Source organism: Alterinioella sp., from assembly GCF_058343375.1.
Map to the genome: position 1 here is coordinate 1 of NZ_JBTUJH010000098.1, position 16768 is coordinate 16768.

The 16768-nt window shown below is 63.3% G+C and carries 18 protein-coding genes, 1 pseudogene and 1 riboswitch; of the genes and pseudogenes, 9 read left to right on the top strand and 10 right to left on the bottom strand.

Annotated elements, in window-relative coordinates; translation table 11 throughout:
• Together ACW8PS_RS13665 and metZ are read right to left on the bottom strand one after the other, a co-directional pair.
• On the bottom strand, positions 1–438 hold a 438-nt coding region (locus ACW8PS_RS13665), incomplete at its 3' end, for a glutamine amidotransferase-related protein (RefSeq protein WP_491528041.1).
• Positions 439–594: 156 nt separating this feature from the next.
• Complete coding sequence (metZ, locus tag ACW8PS_RS13670) at positions 595–1800, bottom strand: O-succinylhomoserine sulfhydrylase (RefSeq protein WP_491528042.1); 1206 nt, start codon at positions 1798–1800, stop codon at positions 595–597.
• A 74-nt stretch (positions 1801–1874) separates the two neighbouring features.
• A riboswitch (SAM riboswitch) is annotated at positions 1875–1953 on the bottom strand.
• Positions 1954–2039: 86 nt separating this feature from the next.
• On the opposite strand from metZ, the gene ACW8PS_RS13675 reads away from it, so the two are divergent.
• The 9 genes from ACW8PS_RS13675 (at position 2040) to dtd (ending at position 10953) form a co-directional block, all read left to right on the top strand.
• On the top strand, positions 2040–2744 hold the full coding sequence (locus tag ACW8PS_RS13675; RefSeq protein ID WP_491528044.1) for a glutathione S-transferase N-terminal domain-containing protein: 705 nt from the start codon (positions 2040–2042) through the stop codon (positions 2742–2744).
• Positions 2745–2747: 3 nt separating this feature from the next.
• Positions 2748–3596 carry a TerC family protein gene (locus ACW8PS_RS13680; RefSeq protein WP_491528045.1) on the top strand — a complete coding sequence of 283 codons (849 nt, stop codon included), beginning with the start codon at positions 2748–2750 and terminating at the stop codon, positions 3594–3596.
• 148 nt (positions 3597–3744) lie between these two features.
• A complete protein-coding gene (locus ACW8PS_RS13685; protein ID WP_491528046.1) occupies positions 3745–4647 on the top strand; it encodes a 5-bromo-4-chloroindolyl phosphate hydrolysis family protein in 903 nt (300 codons plus the stop codon).
• An 11-nt stretch (positions 4648–4658) separates the two neighbouring features.
• Positions 4659–5849 (top strand): toxic anion resistance protein, encoded by a 1191-nt coding sequence (locus ACW8PS_RS13690; protein ID WP_491528047.1) that lies wholly within the window; start codon positions 4659–4661, stop codon positions 5847–5849.
• Between the two features lie 20 nt (positions 5850–5869).
• Entirely contained in the window at positions 5870–6811 is a 942-nt protein-coding gene (locus tag ACW8PS_RS13695; protein WP_491528048.1) for a DUF2927 domain-containing protein, read from the top strand.
• Between the two features lie 45 nt (positions 6812–6856).
• Positions 6857–8002, top strand: a complete 1146-nt coding sequence (locus ACW8PS_RS13700) for an SPFH domain-containing protein (protein ID WP_491528050.1) — start codon at positions 6857–6859, stop codon at positions 8000–8002.
• A gap of 217 nt (positions 8003–8219) precedes the next feature.
• Positions 8220–9398, top strand: a complete 1179-nt coding sequence (locus ACW8PS_RS13705) for a TFIIB-type zinc finger domain-containing protein (RefSeq protein ID WP_491528051.1) — start codon at positions 8220–8222, stop codon at positions 9396–9398.
• Positions 9399–9589: 191 nt separating this feature from the next.
• Positions 9590–10513: a carbohydrate kinase family protein gene (locus ACW8PS_RS13710; protein WP_491528052.1), complete on the top strand. Its 924-nt coding sequence runs from the start codon at positions 9590–9592 to the stop codon at positions 10511–10513.
• Positions 10510–10953, top strand: a complete 444-nt coding sequence (gene dtd / locus ACW8PS_RS13715) for a D-aminoacyl-tRNA deacylase (protein WP_491528053.1) — start codon at positions 10510–10512, stop codon at positions 10951–10953. The genes ACW8PS_RS13710 and dtd overlap by 4 nt, the downstream gene beginning before the upstream one ends.
• Here dtd and ACW8PS_RS13720 read toward each other — a convergent pair.
• The 8 genes and pseudogenes from ACW8PS_RS13720 to ACW8PS_RS13755 form a co-directional block, all read right to left on the bottom strand.
• Entirely contained in the window at positions 10950–11975 is a 1026-nt protein-coding gene (locus ACW8PS_RS13720; RefSeq protein WP_491528054.1) for an AbrB family transcriptional regulator, read from the bottom strand. The two genes, dtd and ACW8PS_RS13720, sit on opposite strands and share 4 nt — an antisense overlap.
• A gap of 143 nt (positions 11976–12118) precedes the next feature.
• Entirely contained in the window at positions 12119–12292 is a 174-nt protein-coding gene (locus ACW8PS_RS13725) for a hypothetical protein (protein ID WP_491528055.1), read from the bottom strand.
• Positions 12293–12533: 241 nt separating this feature from the next.
• On the bottom strand, positions 12534–12701 hold the full coding sequence (locus tag ACW8PS_RS13730) for a hypothetical protein (RefSeq protein ID WP_491528056.1): 168 nt from the start codon (positions 12699–12701) through the stop codon (positions 12534–12536).
• Positions 12702–12796: 95 nt separating this feature from the next.
• On the bottom strand, positions 12797–14026 hold the full coding sequence (locus ACW8PS_RS13735; RefSeq protein ID WP_491528057.1) for a S8 family serine peptidase: 1230 nt from the start codon (positions 14024–14026) through the stop codon (positions 12797–12799).
• Positions 14027–14048: 22 nt separating this feature from the next.
• Entirely contained in the window at positions 14049–14678 is a 630-nt protein-coding gene (locus ACW8PS_RS13740; RefSeq protein WP_491528058.1) for an anti-sigma factor, read from the bottom strand.
• The gene (locus tag ACW8PS_RS13745) at positions 14678–15229 is read right to left on the bottom strand and encodes an RNA polymerase sigma factor (protein ID WP_491528059.1); all 552 of its coding nucleotides are present in this window, start codon (positions 15227–15229) and stop codon (positions 14678–14680) included. The genes ACW8PS_RS13740 and ACW8PS_RS13745 overlap by 1 nt, the downstream gene beginning before the upstream one ends.
• Positions 15230–15474: 245 nt before the next feature.
• Positions 15475–16236, bottom strand: coding sequence for a class II aldolase and adducin N-terminal domain-containing protein (locus tag ACW8PS_RS13750; protein WP_491528060.1), 762 nt, complete (start codon positions 16234–16236; stop codon positions 15475–15477).
• Between the two features lie 230 nt (positions 16237–16466).
• A pseudogene (locus ACW8PS_RS13755) lies at positions 16467–16607 on the bottom strand (thymidine kinase); the annotation flags it as partial.
• Between the last annotated feature and the right edge of the window lie 161 nt (positions 16608–16768).

Genomic DNA, 16768 nt, shown 5'->3' on the forward strand with positions numbered 1-16768 from the left:
GCGCGGCAGGCCCTGAAACAGCGGATCAGCCGCCCCGGCATCGGACAGGGTGCAATCGACGCCACCGATCGCTTCGCCATAACGGTGCTGGCTGACCTCTCCGCCCAGGTGATGCGCCAGGATGCCAAGCCCGTAGCAACAACCCAGATAGGGAATGTCGCGGCTGGTGATCTCGGGCATCAACCCCATGATCTCGGCCTCGATCCTGGCCTCTTGCGGCGTTTTCTTTTCCACCGGGTCACTGACACAGCCCGGGCCCCCGCCCACGATCACGGCGGAATAGGCGTCAAGATCCAGATCGGAGGGCAACGGCTCAACGTCCAGCCGAATGCGGTGGACCTGATCGGCCCTGAGACCCGATTTGGTGATCAGGCTGGAAAATTCTTCATCCGCGGCCTCATCCTCGGGGCGCAGTTGCAGGATCAGGAAAGGTTTCATGGCACTTTTTTCCGTCGCGTCGGTCAGGTGCTTTTTCTTAAGGGAAAGGAGCCGGGTTTGGCCAGCGCGTTTCGTCGAAGGCGGGCGGGGCCGAAAAAATCTTCCAAGATTTTTCCGGCGCGAAGAATTTTCGGGAAAATTCTTCCGACCCGACCGTTACATTGCCGCCGCCAGCGCGCCCTTCAAATCGGCGATCAGGTCGGCGGGATCTTCCAGCCCCACGCTCAGCCGCAACAGCCCGTCGGTGATGCCAAGTGCGGCGCGCTGCGGGTCGCTCAGGCGTTGGTGGGTCGTGGTCGCGGGGTGGGTGATGATGGATTTCGCATCGCCAAGATTGTTGGAAATCAGGATGATCTGCAATGCATTGAGCAGCCGGAACGCCGCCGCCTTGCCGCCCGCGACCTCCAGCGCCAGCATGGTGCCGCCGCCCTGCATCTGGCTGGCATTCAGATCATACTGCGGGTGACCCGGCAGCCCCGGAAAGATGACCTGAATCAGGCCGGGCAGATCTTGCAGCGCCTCGGCCACCCTTTGCGCGGCCTCGGCCTGGGCCCGCACCCGCAGATCCATCGTTTCCAGCGCCTTCAGCATCACCCAGGCATTGAAAGGCGACAGCGAACCGCCGGTATGTTTCAGATAGGGTTCCACCGTTTTGCGGATGAAATCCCGGGTGGCGCAGATCACACCGCCCAGACAGCGCCCTTGGCCGTCGATATGTTTGGTGGCGGAATAGACGATCACATCGGCCCCCAATTCGCCCGAGCGTTGCAGGACCGGCGTGGCAAAGACATTGTCCACGATCACGATCGCGCCGACCGCATGGGCGAGGTCTGATACCCCCCGGATGTCAATCACTTCCAGCGTCGGGTTCGACATGCTTTCGAAAAATACCGCCTTGGTATCGGGTCGGATCGCGGCGGCCCAGGCACCCAGATCGGTGCCATCGACAAAGCTGACCTCGACGCCGAAGCGCATCAGCACGTCTTCCAGAATATACAGGCAGGAACCAAACAGCGCCTTGGCCGATACCACATGATCGCCGGCGCGCAGCATCGAGACCAGCGCGGCATTGACCGCCGCCATGCCCGAGGCGGTTGCAAAGGCATCCTCGGTGCCCTCGATCTGCGCCATCCGGTCCTCGAACATGCGCACGGTCGGGTTGCCGTAGCGGGCATAGATGAACTCATCGGGGCCGCATTCGATGAACCGCGCCTCGGCCGCCTCGGCGCTGTCATAGACAAAGCCCTGGGTCAGATAGATGGCCTCGCTGACCTCGCCATACTGGCTGCGCCGCGTGCCGCCATGAATGGCGCGGGTGCGCGGGTGGACGTTTTCGGGCAGGGGTCTTGATCCATTTGTCATGGTCTCTCTCTCATGTCCTCAAGGTGGGGTGGCCCAAAAAAAGCCCCGCACCGGGTGAACGGTCGGGGCAATGGCGTCAACCATGCGCGACCTCTTTAGCGGTTTTCTTTCACGTGGCCCGCAATCCGGTAACAAATCGCCACAACCGCCGGGATACGTGACTGGCTGGGGTGTGGTCAAGCCTGAACGGGCAAGGGGGCCGCTTGCCCCCGGCGTGAAAACAGGGGAAAACTGCGCCGATGACACAGGAAATAGATCTGTTCTTCTGGCCGACGCCGAATGGCTGGAAAATCTCCATCGCGCTGGAGGAAATGGGGCTGGCCTACCGCCCGCATCTGATTGACATCGGTGCGGGCGATCAGTTTGACCCGGAGTTCCTGACCATCGCGCCCAATAACCGGATGCCGGCGATCCTTGACCCCGATGGTCCCGATGGCGCGCCGGTATCGGTGTTCGAATCCGGCGCGATCCTGCAATACCTCGCGGCCAAGACCGGCCGGTTCGGCGGCCAGGGCGCGCGCGACCGGATTGCCGTAACCGAATGGCTGATGTGGCAGATGGGCGGGCTTGGGCCGATGGCGGGGCAAGCGCATCATTTTCTGAAGCATGCAGACATCAACGTGCCCTATGCCAAGGATCGCTACCGGGCTGAAACGGCGCGGCTCTACGGCGTGCTGGACCGGCGGCTGGCGCGGTGCGAATTCGTGGCGGGCGATGCCTATACCATTGCCGATATGGCGATCTGGCCCTGGGCATCATTGTGGCAAGGCCAGCAGCAGACGCTGGCGGACAAACCCCATATGGCGCGCTGGCTGGATCAGGTCTCGGCCCGTCCGGGGGTGAAAAAAGGCCGTGCATTGGCCGCCCGTTTGCGCGATGCGACCGGGGATAAATCCGCGCTGAAACGTCAATTTCGTGAACAACACCCAGACCCAAGGCATTGAACCATGACAGATCTTCTGACTTTCGAGAACCTCGGCAACCTTGTGATGCTCTGTTTTTTGCAGGCGGTTCTGGGCTTTGACAACCTGCTATATATCTCGATCGAGAGCCAACGCGCGCCGGTGCAATACCAGAAAAGGGTCCGGTTCTGGGGCATTATTCTGGCCGTCGCGCTGCGCGTTGTGCTGCTGTTCGTGATGATCCGGCTGATCGACAGCCTGGCCGAGCCGTTTTTCGTGTTGAACTGGACCGGGATCATCGAAGGCGGCGTGAATTTCGCCACTTTGGTGTTTGTCTTTGGCGGCGTCTTTATCATGTATACCGCCGTCAAGGAGATCAGCCATCTTCTGACGATGCATGACCTGAGCCCCGAGGGGGCCAAAAAGAGCCGCAAATCGGCGGCGCGGGTGGTGATGCTGATCGTGCTGATGAACCTGATCTTCAGCTTCGATTCGGTCCTGTCGGCGCTGGCCATCACCGATGTGTTCCCGATCCTTGCCATAGCCATCCTGCTGTCAGGCGGCGCGATGCTGGTGCTGGCCGATGGTGTCACCGCCTTTCTGGAGAAGAACCGGATGTATGAGGTTCTGGGCCTGTTCATCCTGCTGATCGTGGGCGTGGTATTGTTGGGCGAGGCCGGCGTTGCCGCCGAACATGCCACCGATGATCCGGCGATGGCCATTCATCTGTTTGGCTATCCGCTGATCCCGATGTCGAAAACCACCTTCTATTTCGCGGTCGTGGTTCTGTTTGCGGTCGAGTTCATCCAGTCCGGTTACCAGCGCAAACTGGATGCCGAACGCGCCCGCGGCGCGCAGGCGAAAACCGTCCGCGTCGAGGTTTCCGGGCAGTGACCCTCTGGTTATTATGTCGAGGCGTGCTTATCGTAACGGTCTGAAAGGGGTGCAGGCATGAGTTCAAACGGCCTTCGGGTGGTGTCATTCATGGCGCTGGTGGTCATCATCGTGATGGCCATCTTCGGCGGATTCGGAGTGATCTGAGATGGCGCAGCGCTTTGGCGGCAAATTCAGCCCCGATCCCGCATCCAACGATGTCCAGGCACCCACGGCGCGACCGGTCGAGGCCAGCTTTCGTGGCCGCAGCCCGGCCCGGTTCGGGGCGCGCATCAACATCCTGTTCCTTTTGCCGCTTTTGGTCTTCCTGACCGCCTTTTTCCAGCCCGTCACCGAAATGCTGACCGATCTGGCGGGCGGCGCGGTGCTGTTGCTGGCGGCGTGGCTGTTGCGTGACGGGGTGCGGGCGGAAGACGCCTATAATGAACGCAAAGTGGCGCGGCGCCCGGCGATCCCGCGCAAGATATTTGCCTCGGTCCTGACCGGGGCGGGGGTGGGCCTGCTGATTTTTGGCGGCCAATGGAATGTGCTGACCGCGCCGCTGGTCGGGCTGGTGGCCGCCGGGCTGCATCTGTTCTCGTTCGGGCTTGATCCCCTGAAAGACAAGGGGCTTGAGGGGGTTGATAAATTCCAGTCCGACCGGGTGGCGCGCAAGGTCGAGGCGGCCGAAACCCTGCTGGACGGCATGGGCGACGCCATCAGACGCGCCGGTGACCGGCAGTTGGAGGCGCGCGTCGAAGCGTTCCAGGCCACCGCGCGCGATATGTTCCGCACCATCGAGCAAGACCCTCGCGACCTGACCCAGGGGCGTAAATATCTGGGCGTCTATCTGCAGGGCGCGCGCGATGCGACGGTGAAATTCGCCGATCTCTATGCGCGCAATCGCGACCCGGCCGTGCGCGCCGATTACGTCGCGCTTCTGGATGATCTGGAAACCAATTTCTCTGCCCGAACCCGACGGATGTTGCTAAGCGACCGCAGCGATCTGGATGTTGAAATCGAAGTGCTGCGCGACCGGTTGAACCGCGATAGCCTGACCATTGACCGATAAGGAATATAATAATGACCCAAGACATTCGCGAACAGGCCGAAGCCGCCGCACAGATGGTGGATGAGATCACCGCGGTGGTGTTGCCCGAGCCGTCAAATGCGCTGGTGCCGCTGGCCGAGGCCCCTGCCCCCACGGCCGTGGAGATTCGCACCCGCATGGCCGAGCTTGATTTGAGCGATACCAATTCGATCGTCACCTTCGGTTCATCGGCACAAGAAGAATTGCAGCAGATCAGCCAGGCCATGCTGGAGGGCGTGCGCAACAAGGATGTCGGCCCGGCGGGTAATTCCCTGCGCGAGATCGTCGGCACCATCCGCGGCTTTTCGGTCGATGAGCTGGACCCCAACCGCAAGCAAAGCTGGTGGGAGAAGCTCTTTGGCAAGGCCAGGCCGATCCATAATTTCCTGGCCCGCTATGAGGATGTGCAGACCCAGATCGACAAGATCACCGACAATCTTCTGGCCCATGAACATACGCTGCTCAAAGACATCAAATCGCTCGATCAGCTTTATGAAAAGACGCTGAATTTCTACGATGAACTGGCGCTCTATATCACCGCTGGCGAAGAAAAGATCCGCGAGCTGGACAGTGAAACCATCCCCGCCAAAGAGGCCGAAATGGGCAGCGCGCCGGAAGATGATCAGGTGATGAAAGCGCAGGAATTGCGTGATCTGCGCGCCGCGCGCGATGATCTGGAACGCCGGGTCTATGATCTGAAACTGACGCGTCAGGTGACCATGCAGTCGCTGCCCTCGATCCGGCTGGTTCAGGAAAACGACAAATCGCTGGTCTCCAAGATCAATTCGACCCTCGTCAACACGGTGCCGCTTTGGGAAACCCAACTGGCCCAGGCGCTGACCATCCAACGCTCGACCGAGGCCGCCGTTGCGGTGCGCGAGGCCAATGACCTGACCAATGAGCTGCTGACCGCGAATGCCCGCAATCTGCGCGAAAGCAACAAGATCGTGCGCCAGGAGATGGAGCGCGGCGTGTTTGACATCGAGGCCGTCAAACAGGCCAATGCCGATCTGATCGCCACCATCGAGGAGAGTCTGCAAATCGCCGATGAAGGCAAGCGCCGCCGCGCCGAGGCCGAGGTCGAGATGGAGAAGATGGAAAGCGAGTTGCGCGACACGCTCGCCTCGGCCTCGTCGCGGCGCGACGGCGTTGGCGACACCATGGCCACTGCCGTGCCATCCTGACGGCACAAGGGAGGCACGCGATGCGAAGGATCTGGCTGATGGGGAGTGCGGGGGTCGCGGCGGCGGTGCTGTCGGCTTGCGAACCGGCCACCTCGCCCAGGCCGGTGCATCGCCCCCCCGCGCCGGTGGCGGCCCCGGGGCCGAGCGAGCCCTCCGCCGAAAGCCTGGCCTATGCGCGCTATTATGAGGGCGTGCAGGCGCGGCTTTTGGCACAGGGCCTGCTGCGCACCGATGGCGGCGGCCCCGACACGCCGATTATCGCGCGCAATCTGGTGGCCAATTTCGAACGCATCGCGCTGTATGATGAATATACCCTGTCGGGCGGGCGGTTCATCGCCCAACAAACCCCCGCCGTGCTGCGCCGATGGGCCCGCCCGGTGCGATTGCAGGCCCATTTCGGGGCCTCGGTCTCGGAAGAGATCCGCGCGACCGACCGGGAATTTCTGTCGCGCTACGCGGACCGGCTGGCACGGGTCACCGGCCACAGCATCCGCGCGGTCGGATCGGGCGGCAATTTCCACGTGCTGTATCTGAACCGCGACGAACAGATCGCCGCCGGGCCGCTGCTCAGGCAGATCATGCCGTCGCTCAGCGATGCCACGATCAACGAGATCACCAGCCTGCCCCGGTTCAATTTCTGCTCGGTCTATTCGATTTCGGAGGCCGCCAACCCCAGTGTCTATGTCGCGGCCATCGCGATCATCCGCACCGAACACCCCGATCTTCTGCGCCAATCCTGCGTGCATGAAGAAGTTGCCCAGGGCCTCGGCCTGCCCAATGACAGCCCCACCGCGCGGCCCTCGATCTTCAATGATGACGAGGAATTTGCCCTGCTGACCACGCAGGACGAAATGTTGCTGAACATGCTGTATGATGATCGGCTGAGCCCCGGCATGACGCCTGATGAGGCCCGCCCGATCCTGCGCGAGCTTGCCGATGCGCTGGTCGGTGGCCCGAGTTGAACCAACAGCGCGCCCGCGCAAGTATTCCCAACAGGAGGACCGCCCATGTCCATATTCGACTTTCTCTCCGGCCAGTTCATCGATGTCATAGAATGGACCGACGACACCCGTGACACCATGGTCTTTCGGTTTGAGCGTGAAGGCCATGAGATCAAATACGGGGCCAAGCTGACAGTGCGCGAAGGCCAGACGGCGGTGTTCATCCATGAAGGCCAGATGGCCGATGTGTTCACCCCCGGCCTTTACATGCTGGAAACCAACAACATGCCGATCATGACCAGTTTGCAAAGCTGGTCCTACGGGTTCAAATCGCCGTTCAAATCCGAGATCTATTTCGTCAACACCAACCGGTTCACTGATCTGAAATGGGGCACCAAGAACCCGATCATGCTGCGCGATCCCGATTTCGGCCCGACCCGCATCCGCGCCTTTGGCACCTATACGGTCAAGGTCAGGGATGCCGGGCGCTTCATGACCGAGATCGTCGGCACCGATGGCGAGTTTACCACCGATGAGGTGACCTTCCAGATCCGCAATATCATCGTGCAGGAATTTTCCCGCACCATCGGCAGCGCCGGCATTCCGGTGCTGGACATGGCCGGAAATACCGGCGATCTGGGCCAATTGATGGCCGAAAAGATATCCGGCACCATTGATCAATACGGGCTGGAATTGCCCGAGCTTTATATCGAGAACATCTCGCTGCCACCTGCGGTCGAGGCCGCGATGGACCGGCGCACATCGATGGGCGTGGTCGGCGATCTTTCCAAATACAGCCAGTTTTCCGCAGCCGAGGCAATGACGGCCGCCGCCAACAACCCCGATGGTGCCGGTGGCGGCATGGGGGCTGGCATGGGGATGGGCATGGGGATGGCGATGGCCAATCAGATGGCCGGGGCCATGGGTGGCCCCTGGGGCGCGAACCCGCAGGCCGCGCAGCAGCAGCAGCAGCCCGCCGCCGCCGCGCCACCGCCGCCGCCGGTCGAACATGTCTGGCATGTCGCGGAAAACGGCCAGACCAAGGGCCCGTTTTCCAAGGCCACGATGGGCCAGATGGCCGCGGCCGGCACCCTGACGCGGGAAACACATGTCTGGACGGCCGGTCAGGATGGCTGGAAAAAGGCCGATGATGTGGCTGAACTGGCGCAATTGTTCACGGTCATGCCGCCACCACCGCCGCCCGGCGTCTGAGGCCGAACCTCACGCGATATTCGGGGCGGCCGGGACCCGACAGCGCTTTGACCTGCTGTCATCCCCGGCAACCCTGCCCGCACAGCCCCGACCCCGGACGGCCGGGGCAATGGGCTTCCGCCGGTGCCCCAACGCGAGGGGCGCTATCCAAGGTTGCAAGATCGCGGCCGCGCCCGCATGATCGACCCAGCCCCAAAGCCAGATATTTGTGATTGATATGAGCGATATCCCCCCCCCACCGCCCGGATCCACCCCGCCGCCCGGCCCCTGGGACGACCAGACCGAGCCTGCCGCGCCCGAAACCGAGGCTGAGGCCCCCGATGGCAATGAGGAACACCGGTTTCCCTGCGATCAATGCGGATCGGACATGCGCTTTGCCCCGCAAGAGGGCAAAATGATCTGCGACTTTTGCGGCCATGAGGTCGAGATCGACCTTGGGGCCGACGCGCCCGCCATCCGTGAACTGGATTACCATGACGCGCTGAATGCGGCGCTTCCCGATACCGAGATGGAGGAGATCCGCGTCAGCTCCTGCACCAATTGCGGTGCCCAGGTGGAATTCAGCCCCGATATTCACGCCACCGAATGCCCGTTCTGCGCCACGCCCGTGGTGATCGACACCGGCACCCAACGCTATATCAAACCCAAGGCCGTGCTGCCGTTTCAACTGGATGAAGCCACCGCCCATGACGAGATGAACGACTGGCTGGGCAAGCTGTGGTTCGCGCCCAACGGGTTGCAGGAATATGCCCGCAAGGGCCGCAAGCTGAATGGCATCTATGTGCCCTACTGGACCTATGACGCCGATACGCGCAGCGCCTATACCGGCCAGCGCGGCACCGTCTATTATGTCACCGTTCGCGGCCCGGATGGCAAATCGCGCCGGGTGCAGAAAATCCGCTGGTCCAATGTGCGCGGCCGGGTGGCGCGCTGGTTTGACGATGTTCTGGTATTGGGCTCGCGCTCGCTGCCCAAGAAATACACCGATGGGCTGGCCCCCTGGACCCTGGCCGCGCTGGAGCCTTATACGCCGCATTTTCTGGCCGGGTTTCGGGCCGAAGGCTATACCGTGCAACTGGACGAGGGCTTTGACGAGGCGCGCGACATCATGGACCGCCAGATCCGGCGCGACATCAAGTTTGATATCGGCGGCGACCGGCAACGCATTACCAGCGTCGATACCGAATTGTCCGATATCACCTTCAAGCATATCCTGCTGCCGGTCTGGATGGCCGCCTATAAATACCGCGACAAAAGCTATCGCTTTGTGGTCAATGGCCAGACCGGCCGGGTGCAGGGCGAACGGCCCTATTCCGCCATCAAGATCACGCTGGCGGTGATTGCCGGTCTGATCGTGGCCGGCGGTATCGGATATCTTGCCGCCATCAGCCAATGAAAGACGCCGCCGCCCTGAGCCGGATATTGGAGACGCGCAATATGCTTTTGCACCGCCCGCATGCCTCCGGGTGAGCTTCGGCGCGGGCGGAAAGGATCGCCATCGGGGACCGCGCCGCAGTCCATACTGGTCAGGGGTCGCGCAGATCGCTATGTCGTTAGCGCAAACAATGACCGAGGAGTGCCAGAGCCATGATCCTGTGCAGCGGTGAAGCCCTGATCGACATGCTGCCCCGGCAAAGCGCCGCTGGCGAGGCGGTCTTTGCCCCCTATCCCGGCGGGGCCGTGTTCAATACAGCCGTCGCACTTGGCCGTCTGGGCCAGGATGTGGGGCTTTTCAGCGGCCTGTCGACCGATCTGTTCGGCCTGCGGCTGGAGCAGGCGCTGATGGCCAGCAGGGTCGATGACGGGCTGGCCATCCGCTCTGACCGGCCCACGACGCTGGCCTTCGTGACCCTGCGCGATGGCCAGGCGGAATATGCCTTCTATGATGAAAATACCGCCGGGCGGATGCTGACGCCCGGTGATCTGCCCGCAACCCTGCCCGGTGTCGAGGCGCTGTTCTTTGGCGGCATCTCTCTGGCGGTGGAACCCTGCGCCGAGGCTTATGAGGCGCTGTGCCTGCGCGAGGCGGCGCGCCTGCCGGTGATGATCGACCCCAATATCCGCCCCGGTTTCATCCATGACGAGCCCCGCTATCGCGCCCGTATCGCACGGATGCTGGCCACGGCCGATATCGTGAAACTGTCGGATGAGGATCTGCGCTGGCTGGAAGGCGATGGCGACCTGGCCGATCTGGCGGCACGGGTGCTGGCGCAGGGGCCGAAGCTGCTCTGCCTGACCGAGGGTGCCAAAGGCGTCACCGGCCATACCGCCGCCGGGGCGCTGTTTGTCGAGGCCCGAAAGGTCGCGGTGGTCGATACGGTCGGTGCCGGCGATACGTTCAACGCCGGGTTCCTGGCTTCGCTGCAAGGCGCGGGCTGTCTGACCAAAGCGGCGCTGGCCGATCTGCCAGCGGGCGCGTTGCAGGCCGCGCTGGACTATGGCATCCGCGCCGCCGCCATTACCGTCAGCCGCGCCGGTGCCAATCCGCCCTGGGCCGCGGACCTGACATGAGGGCGCTGATCCAACGGGTGGTTGATGCCCAGGTGACGGTCGAGGCGCAGGTGATCGGGCGCTGCGGGCCGGGCCTGTTGGTGCTGGTCTGCGCCATGCCCGGCGACACTGCGGAAACCGCCTGCGCGCTGGCGGAAAAAATCGCCAAACTGCGCATCTTCAGCGATGATGCCGGCAAGATGAACCGCTCGCTGCTGGACATTGGCGGCCAGGCTCTGGTGGTCAGCCAGTTCACCCTGGCCGCCGATACATCGCGCGGCAACCGGCCGGGATATTCGCGCGCCGCGCCGCCCGATCTGGCACGCGGCCTTTATGAAGGGTTTGCCACTGATCTGGCCCGGCTTGGCGTGGCCACCCAAACCGGCACCTTCGGGGCCGATATGCAGGTTTCCTTGACCAATGACGGGCCGGTGACGATCTGGCTGGATACGGGTGCCTAAGCGCGGGCGCGCGGCAGGCAGGCGGGCACCAGAAAGGTCAGCAGCAGCACCCGAAACGTGTGGTGAAAGGCGACAAACGCGGGGTCGGCCTCCAGCATCACGGAAATGGCCGCCATCGTCTCCAGCCCGCCGGGCGCATAGGCGATCAACAGCGTTGTCAGCGGCAGGCCAAGCGTCCAATGCACCGCCAGAGCCGCGGCCAATGTCGCCGCCAGCGCCAGCCCCGCCAACAGCGCCGCCGCGCCCGTGGCCCGAACGATCTGCGCCCAGGTGGTGCCGGAAAACCGGGTGCCGATCAGCGTGCCCATGATGGCAAATGACGGCAGCGCCAGCCAGTTCGGCACCAACCCCGGTGCCAGATCCGTGGCATGCCCAAGCGCCGAGATGACAAAACCGCCAAGCAGGTAGGCGGCCGGGATCCGCAAGCATTTCAAGCGCCAGCCAAGTGCTGCAGAAATCCCCGCCACAACCGCCAGCGCAGGCCAGGCCATGACCGCGCCGGACCGGATACCCATCGACAGATCGGCCCCGCTGATCAGGGCCACGGCCACCGGCACCAGCAAGGTCAGCGCCAGCACCCGCAGCGACTGAACCACCGCGACCACGCCGATATCGGCATGGCTGTCCACCGACAGCGACAACACGAAGCTGAGATGCCCGGGCGAGGCGGCCAGCCGGGCGGTCAGCCGGTCAAACAGGAAAAACCGCTCCAACGCCGCGGCACCGCCCAGAAAAATCGCCACCAGCGCCGTGGTCAGCGCCATCAGGCTCAGCGGCCAGGTCGTGGCGGCGGCCAGCATGTCGGGGTTGATGCCGGTGCCCATGCCGATGCCGATGACCAGAAAGCACAGATCACGCAGCAGGTTCGGGATATGGGTTTTCAGCCCCATCACACTGACCAGCGCCACCAGCGCGGCAGGCCCGGTCAGATAGGGTGCCGGCACCGACAGAATCGCGGCCAACGCGGCCCCGGCAGCGCCAAGGGCAAGCGTCAGGAACAGGGTCTGGATATCAGCGCGCATGATGCAAGCAGGTCTACGCAGTTCCGCCATGATGCGAAAGCCCGGCACGGAAAATGCACGGCACGAAAAAGCCCGGCCCTTCGGAGGAAGGACCGGGCAGGCACTGAGACGAGGGACAAGGGACGGTCAGTGCCGTAAGCGACCTAGGGGAAGGAAAAGTAACGGCCGCGATAGGTGAAAACAGTTTCGTCATGCCCATCAATGACCTGGCCATAACAGGCCATCGACGGTTGCCCGAAATCCAGGGCAAAGGCGGAGGAGGCGGAGTTCAGGCTGAGCGTTGCGAAGGTCAGAATGGACCGGATACTGCGCGACATGTCTGTTGATCTCCTCTCCCGATGCGCCATTTCATGCGCGTTACAGGAATAGGTCGCATGGGCGGGCGCTCTGGTTCAAATTAAAGCGCAAATTCTTGATCCTTTTATGAAATTTCTCCGGCGCAACCCCGATGACACAAAAAAACCGGTGCCGATCCGTTTCGGGATGGGCACCGGCAAGGTATGGCTGGATCACCGGGACAGGGGGCAAAGGATCGAGCCGAGGGACAGAGCGGGAAGGTCAGCGCCCGACGGCGGCGCGCAGATTGGCCAGGCCGGCGCGGGCACCGGGACCGGTGGCGGCGTGATGGCGGGGGCCATGAATGGCGCGGGTGCTGAGATCCGCGAAATCCGGGCGCGGCCTGGGGCCGGTCAGGAAGGCAGAGAGGGCAGGCAGAAGGCGGGTCATGGCGGCGTCCCTTGATATTGTTGCGGGTCTGCCTATGGGTCGGATGGGCGCGCGCCAGGGTTCAAAGATTTTGTCGGACCCCGGCGCGCCCGGTCTCAACAGCCGCCGCGCACCAGCCCCCAGCCAAATTCCGCATCGCGCCCCGAGGGGCCCAGATCGACGGCGGAATTGCGCAAGGCTTCGCGCAGCGCGTCAACCGACAGGCCGCCGCCCGCGCCCAGACGGGCCGCCAGCGCGGTCACGATGGGCGCGGCATAGGAGGTGCCCGAGGCATAGCCGCCGCCCGCATCCTTGTTGGCGACATAGAGGTCGACGCCGGGGGCGGCAAATTCGATATGGGGCCCGGAATTGGCCGCACGGTAGCGGCGAAAGGCGGCATCGACGGCGGTGACCGCGATCACATCGGGATGCGAGGCCGGATAGGCGGCGCGTTCGCGCCCGTCATTGCCGGCCGCCGCAATCATCACCGCACCGCGCGCGGCGGCCAGTTCCAGAACCTCGGCCATGACCGGGTTTTCGGGACCGGCAAAAGACATGTTGATCAGCCACACGTCGCGCGCCAGCAGCCGGTCGATGGCGGTGGCAATGCGTTCGACATCGGAATCGGTATTGGAACCGGTCCGGACAAAGGCCGAAATCGCATAAAGGTCAGCGCCCCGCACCAGCCCGCCGAACACGCCGCCCGGATCTTCGCCCACCATCAGCACCGCCATTGCGGTGCCGTGATCTGCATCCGGCGGCTGTTCCGACGCGGTCAACACGCTTTCCGATATCACATTTGCCACCGCCAGCGCCGGGTGGCTGACATCGACCGGCCCGTCAATCAGGCCGATCGACAGGCGGCGGCCAAGCGCGCAACTGCCCGCATCGGCAAGCCCCACCATCGACGCGGCATAGACCCGCGGGCGGCTTTGCGCCAGCGAATAGAGATTGTTCAACCCGACATGGCTGTTGGGCGCGTTGGCGTCCAGCACATCCTGCGCGGTGCCGGTATCAAGCGTGCCGCCGAAATCATAGATCGCAAGACGCAGGCCCAGATATGGCAGATCGCGGTAGCGCAACAGCGTGGCCCCGGCGGCGACAAGCGCGGCGCGCGCGGCGTCAAATTCGGCAATCGGGCCCGACACGATATATTCCGGCGTATCGAAGCCGAAGCGGCGCACCCGGTTGAACCGGTCACCCCGGATGCCCGGGGCCTCGGAGGCCCCGTCATCAGGATTGACCCCCTCCTCATAAGGATCATAGGGGTCGGTCTGCGCCACGGCCATATGTGGAACGCCAAGCGCCAGAAACATCAGGGTCAGCAAACGAAAAGCAAAGGGCATCGGCTTCAAGCCTCGAAAAAGTCTATTGCAACTCTTCGATGATCCCCGAGGCGGCCAATATGGAGCGCGCGGCGTCATCTGTGCCTGACTCTAACAGGCCAAGCCCATAAAGGCCAAGCGCCGATGGTCCACCGGTGATTTCGACGCCCGCCTCCAGCAGCAAACTGCGGATCTGCGCCTCGGTCGCGTCGGGGGCAAAGATCACGGTGAAATCGGCGCGGCCGCCCGAGGCCAGCGCAAACCCCTGTTCGGCGGCGGGTGCCGGGCTGTCCGACATGGCGCTTTCCATATCCGGCGCGCGGCCCATTTCGGGCAGCATGTTGACGCCAAGCCCCACGGCCAGCACCACGGCGGCAGCGACCTGCCAGATGCGCAGACGGGCCAGCGGCACCACATTGTCATTGGCAGCAGGCGGGGCCATGTCGGTGCGGGTTTCAGCCTCGATATCGCGCATCAACCGGGCCAGCCCCAGTTCACCGGGGCTTTGGACGTCCTCGGCCTGCAGGGTCTCGCGGATGGCCTGCAGCGCGGCCAGTTCGGCGCGCAGATCGGCGTCGGTTTCAAGGACGGCGTCAAGGGCGGCCAGTTCGGCCCCCTCAAGCGTGCCATTGGCGTGGAAGGGCAGCAGCGCGTTCAGATCATCACGGGTCATCATGCCGCCCCCCGCTCGATGCGGCCCGACAAGCAGCGCAGCAACAATTTCTTGGCGTGAAAGATGCGGGTCTTGATGGTGCCTTCGGGCACGCCCGCCACCTCGGCGATCTCGCCATAGGTCATGTCCTGATAGAAGGCCAGCGTGATGGCCGATCTATGGTCATCCTTCAGCGTTTCGAGACAGTGGCGCACATGCTCGGCCTCCTGGCCCGCGGCCAGACAGGTCACGGCATCGGGGCTGTCATCGACGATATCGAAGGTCTGGTCGGTCAGGTCCATCCGGCCCCGTTTGCGCATCACGTCGATGCTTTTGCGATAGGCTATGCCAAAAATCCAGGTCTGCACTTTGGATCTCCCTTCAAAACGGTCGGCCGAACGCCAGACATCCATGAACACTTCATGAAGTATGTCGTTTGCCTCGTGGGGATCGTTCATTCTGGAGATGATAAACTTGTAGACCGGGCGTTCCAGCGCCCGGTAAAGCGCGGCCAGGGCCTGTTTGTCGCCCCCCGCAATCCGCGTCATCAGAAACTTGTGATCGCTGTCCATATGCTGATGGCCCGCCCTGCGCCCCGTGCGCTCTGGTCTATCCGGTTTGACAGCCCGCGCCAAGTGCGGCCGGAATGGGAAATCTCCCCTTTCGCCAAGGCTGTAACGGCCGACCGCCGGCGCGCGGCCACCCATGCCCGCATGCGCGCGCGGGCCGCGTCGGTGCCATCATGCCAGGACCCGAACAGCTTGTCCCGGATGATCGTGGCACCATAGCCAGTCACCCGCCATCGCCCGGCCCTCCTTCACATCGCGTAATCTGAGCCTTCCTCATTCAGAATGGCCTTCAGCTCTGCCAGATGCCGCACGTCCTGCTCCGGATATTCCTCCAGCATCCGGGCCGTTTTCTCCGCCACCTCATCGGACAGCACCCGCAAGGGCTGCCCGGTCTGCAGCGCCCGGATATAGGTCTCGGCGGCGCGCTCGAAATAATACAGCCGGTTGAAGGTGTCGGCGACGGTGTCGCCGATCACCATCACGCCATGATTGCCCATCACCATGACCTTGTGGCGGGGGTCGGAAAACAGCGCCGCACAGCGCTCGCCCTCTTCCTCCAGCGCCAGCCCGTTGTAATGTTCGTCAATCACCATCCGGTTGAAGAAGGTGGCGCAATTCTGGTCGATGGGCGGCAAGCGGCTATCGGCCAGGCAGGCCAGAACGGTGGCGTGGATGGAATGGACATGCATGGCACAGCGGGCATGGGGGCAATGACGGTGGATGCCGCCATGCAACCCCCAGGCGGTGATATCGGCGTCGATTCCGATCAGGCTGTCGGGATCTCTGGCATCGACCTCAATCAGATCACTGGCCTTGATGCGTGAAAAATGCATCTGATTGGGGTTCATCAGGAACCTGGTGCCCGCGTCATTGGTGGCGATCGAGAAATGGTTCGCCACCCCTTCATGCAGGTTCAGACGTGCGGTCCAGCGGAACGCCGCGGCAAGGTCCACCCGTTCGGCCCAATGCGACATGTTGGGATGGGCGGTGATATCGGCAACCTTGGACATGAACGTCTCTCCCCAATTCGGTGTGCCGGGCAATTCTGTGCCAAATCCGCGCCGAATCGCCAAGCGAAATAATCACCCGAAAATCCAACCTCTGGCACCGCAAGACCACACCCGCCTTCTTTGCGCCGCAAATATCCCGGCGCGGCACCTGCCAAGCAGAACAGACGCAGCGGTAGGGTTCGACTTCACACGGCCCGGTCGGCGCGCGCCAGCGCGACGAAACCGATTTACAGCTCACCCCGAAAATCGACCCGCAGCCCATAGCGCATCACCGGCACGCCCAGATCATCGACCGCGCGGGCCAGTTGCCAGACCTGATCGCGGCTCAGCCATTGCGCCTCATCGACCAGCACGCAGGCACAGGGCCACCCGCGCACTCTCCGCCCCCGCCTGCGACCGCCAAAACACCCCCCCGGACCGATGCGCCATGACCCGTCCCGCTTCTTCTTTGCAAAAATACTCATGGCGCAACAGCTTTGGCGCAGGCTTGCTCCGAAACACAATGCCACCAGACCTGTCCGCAACCCGGGTC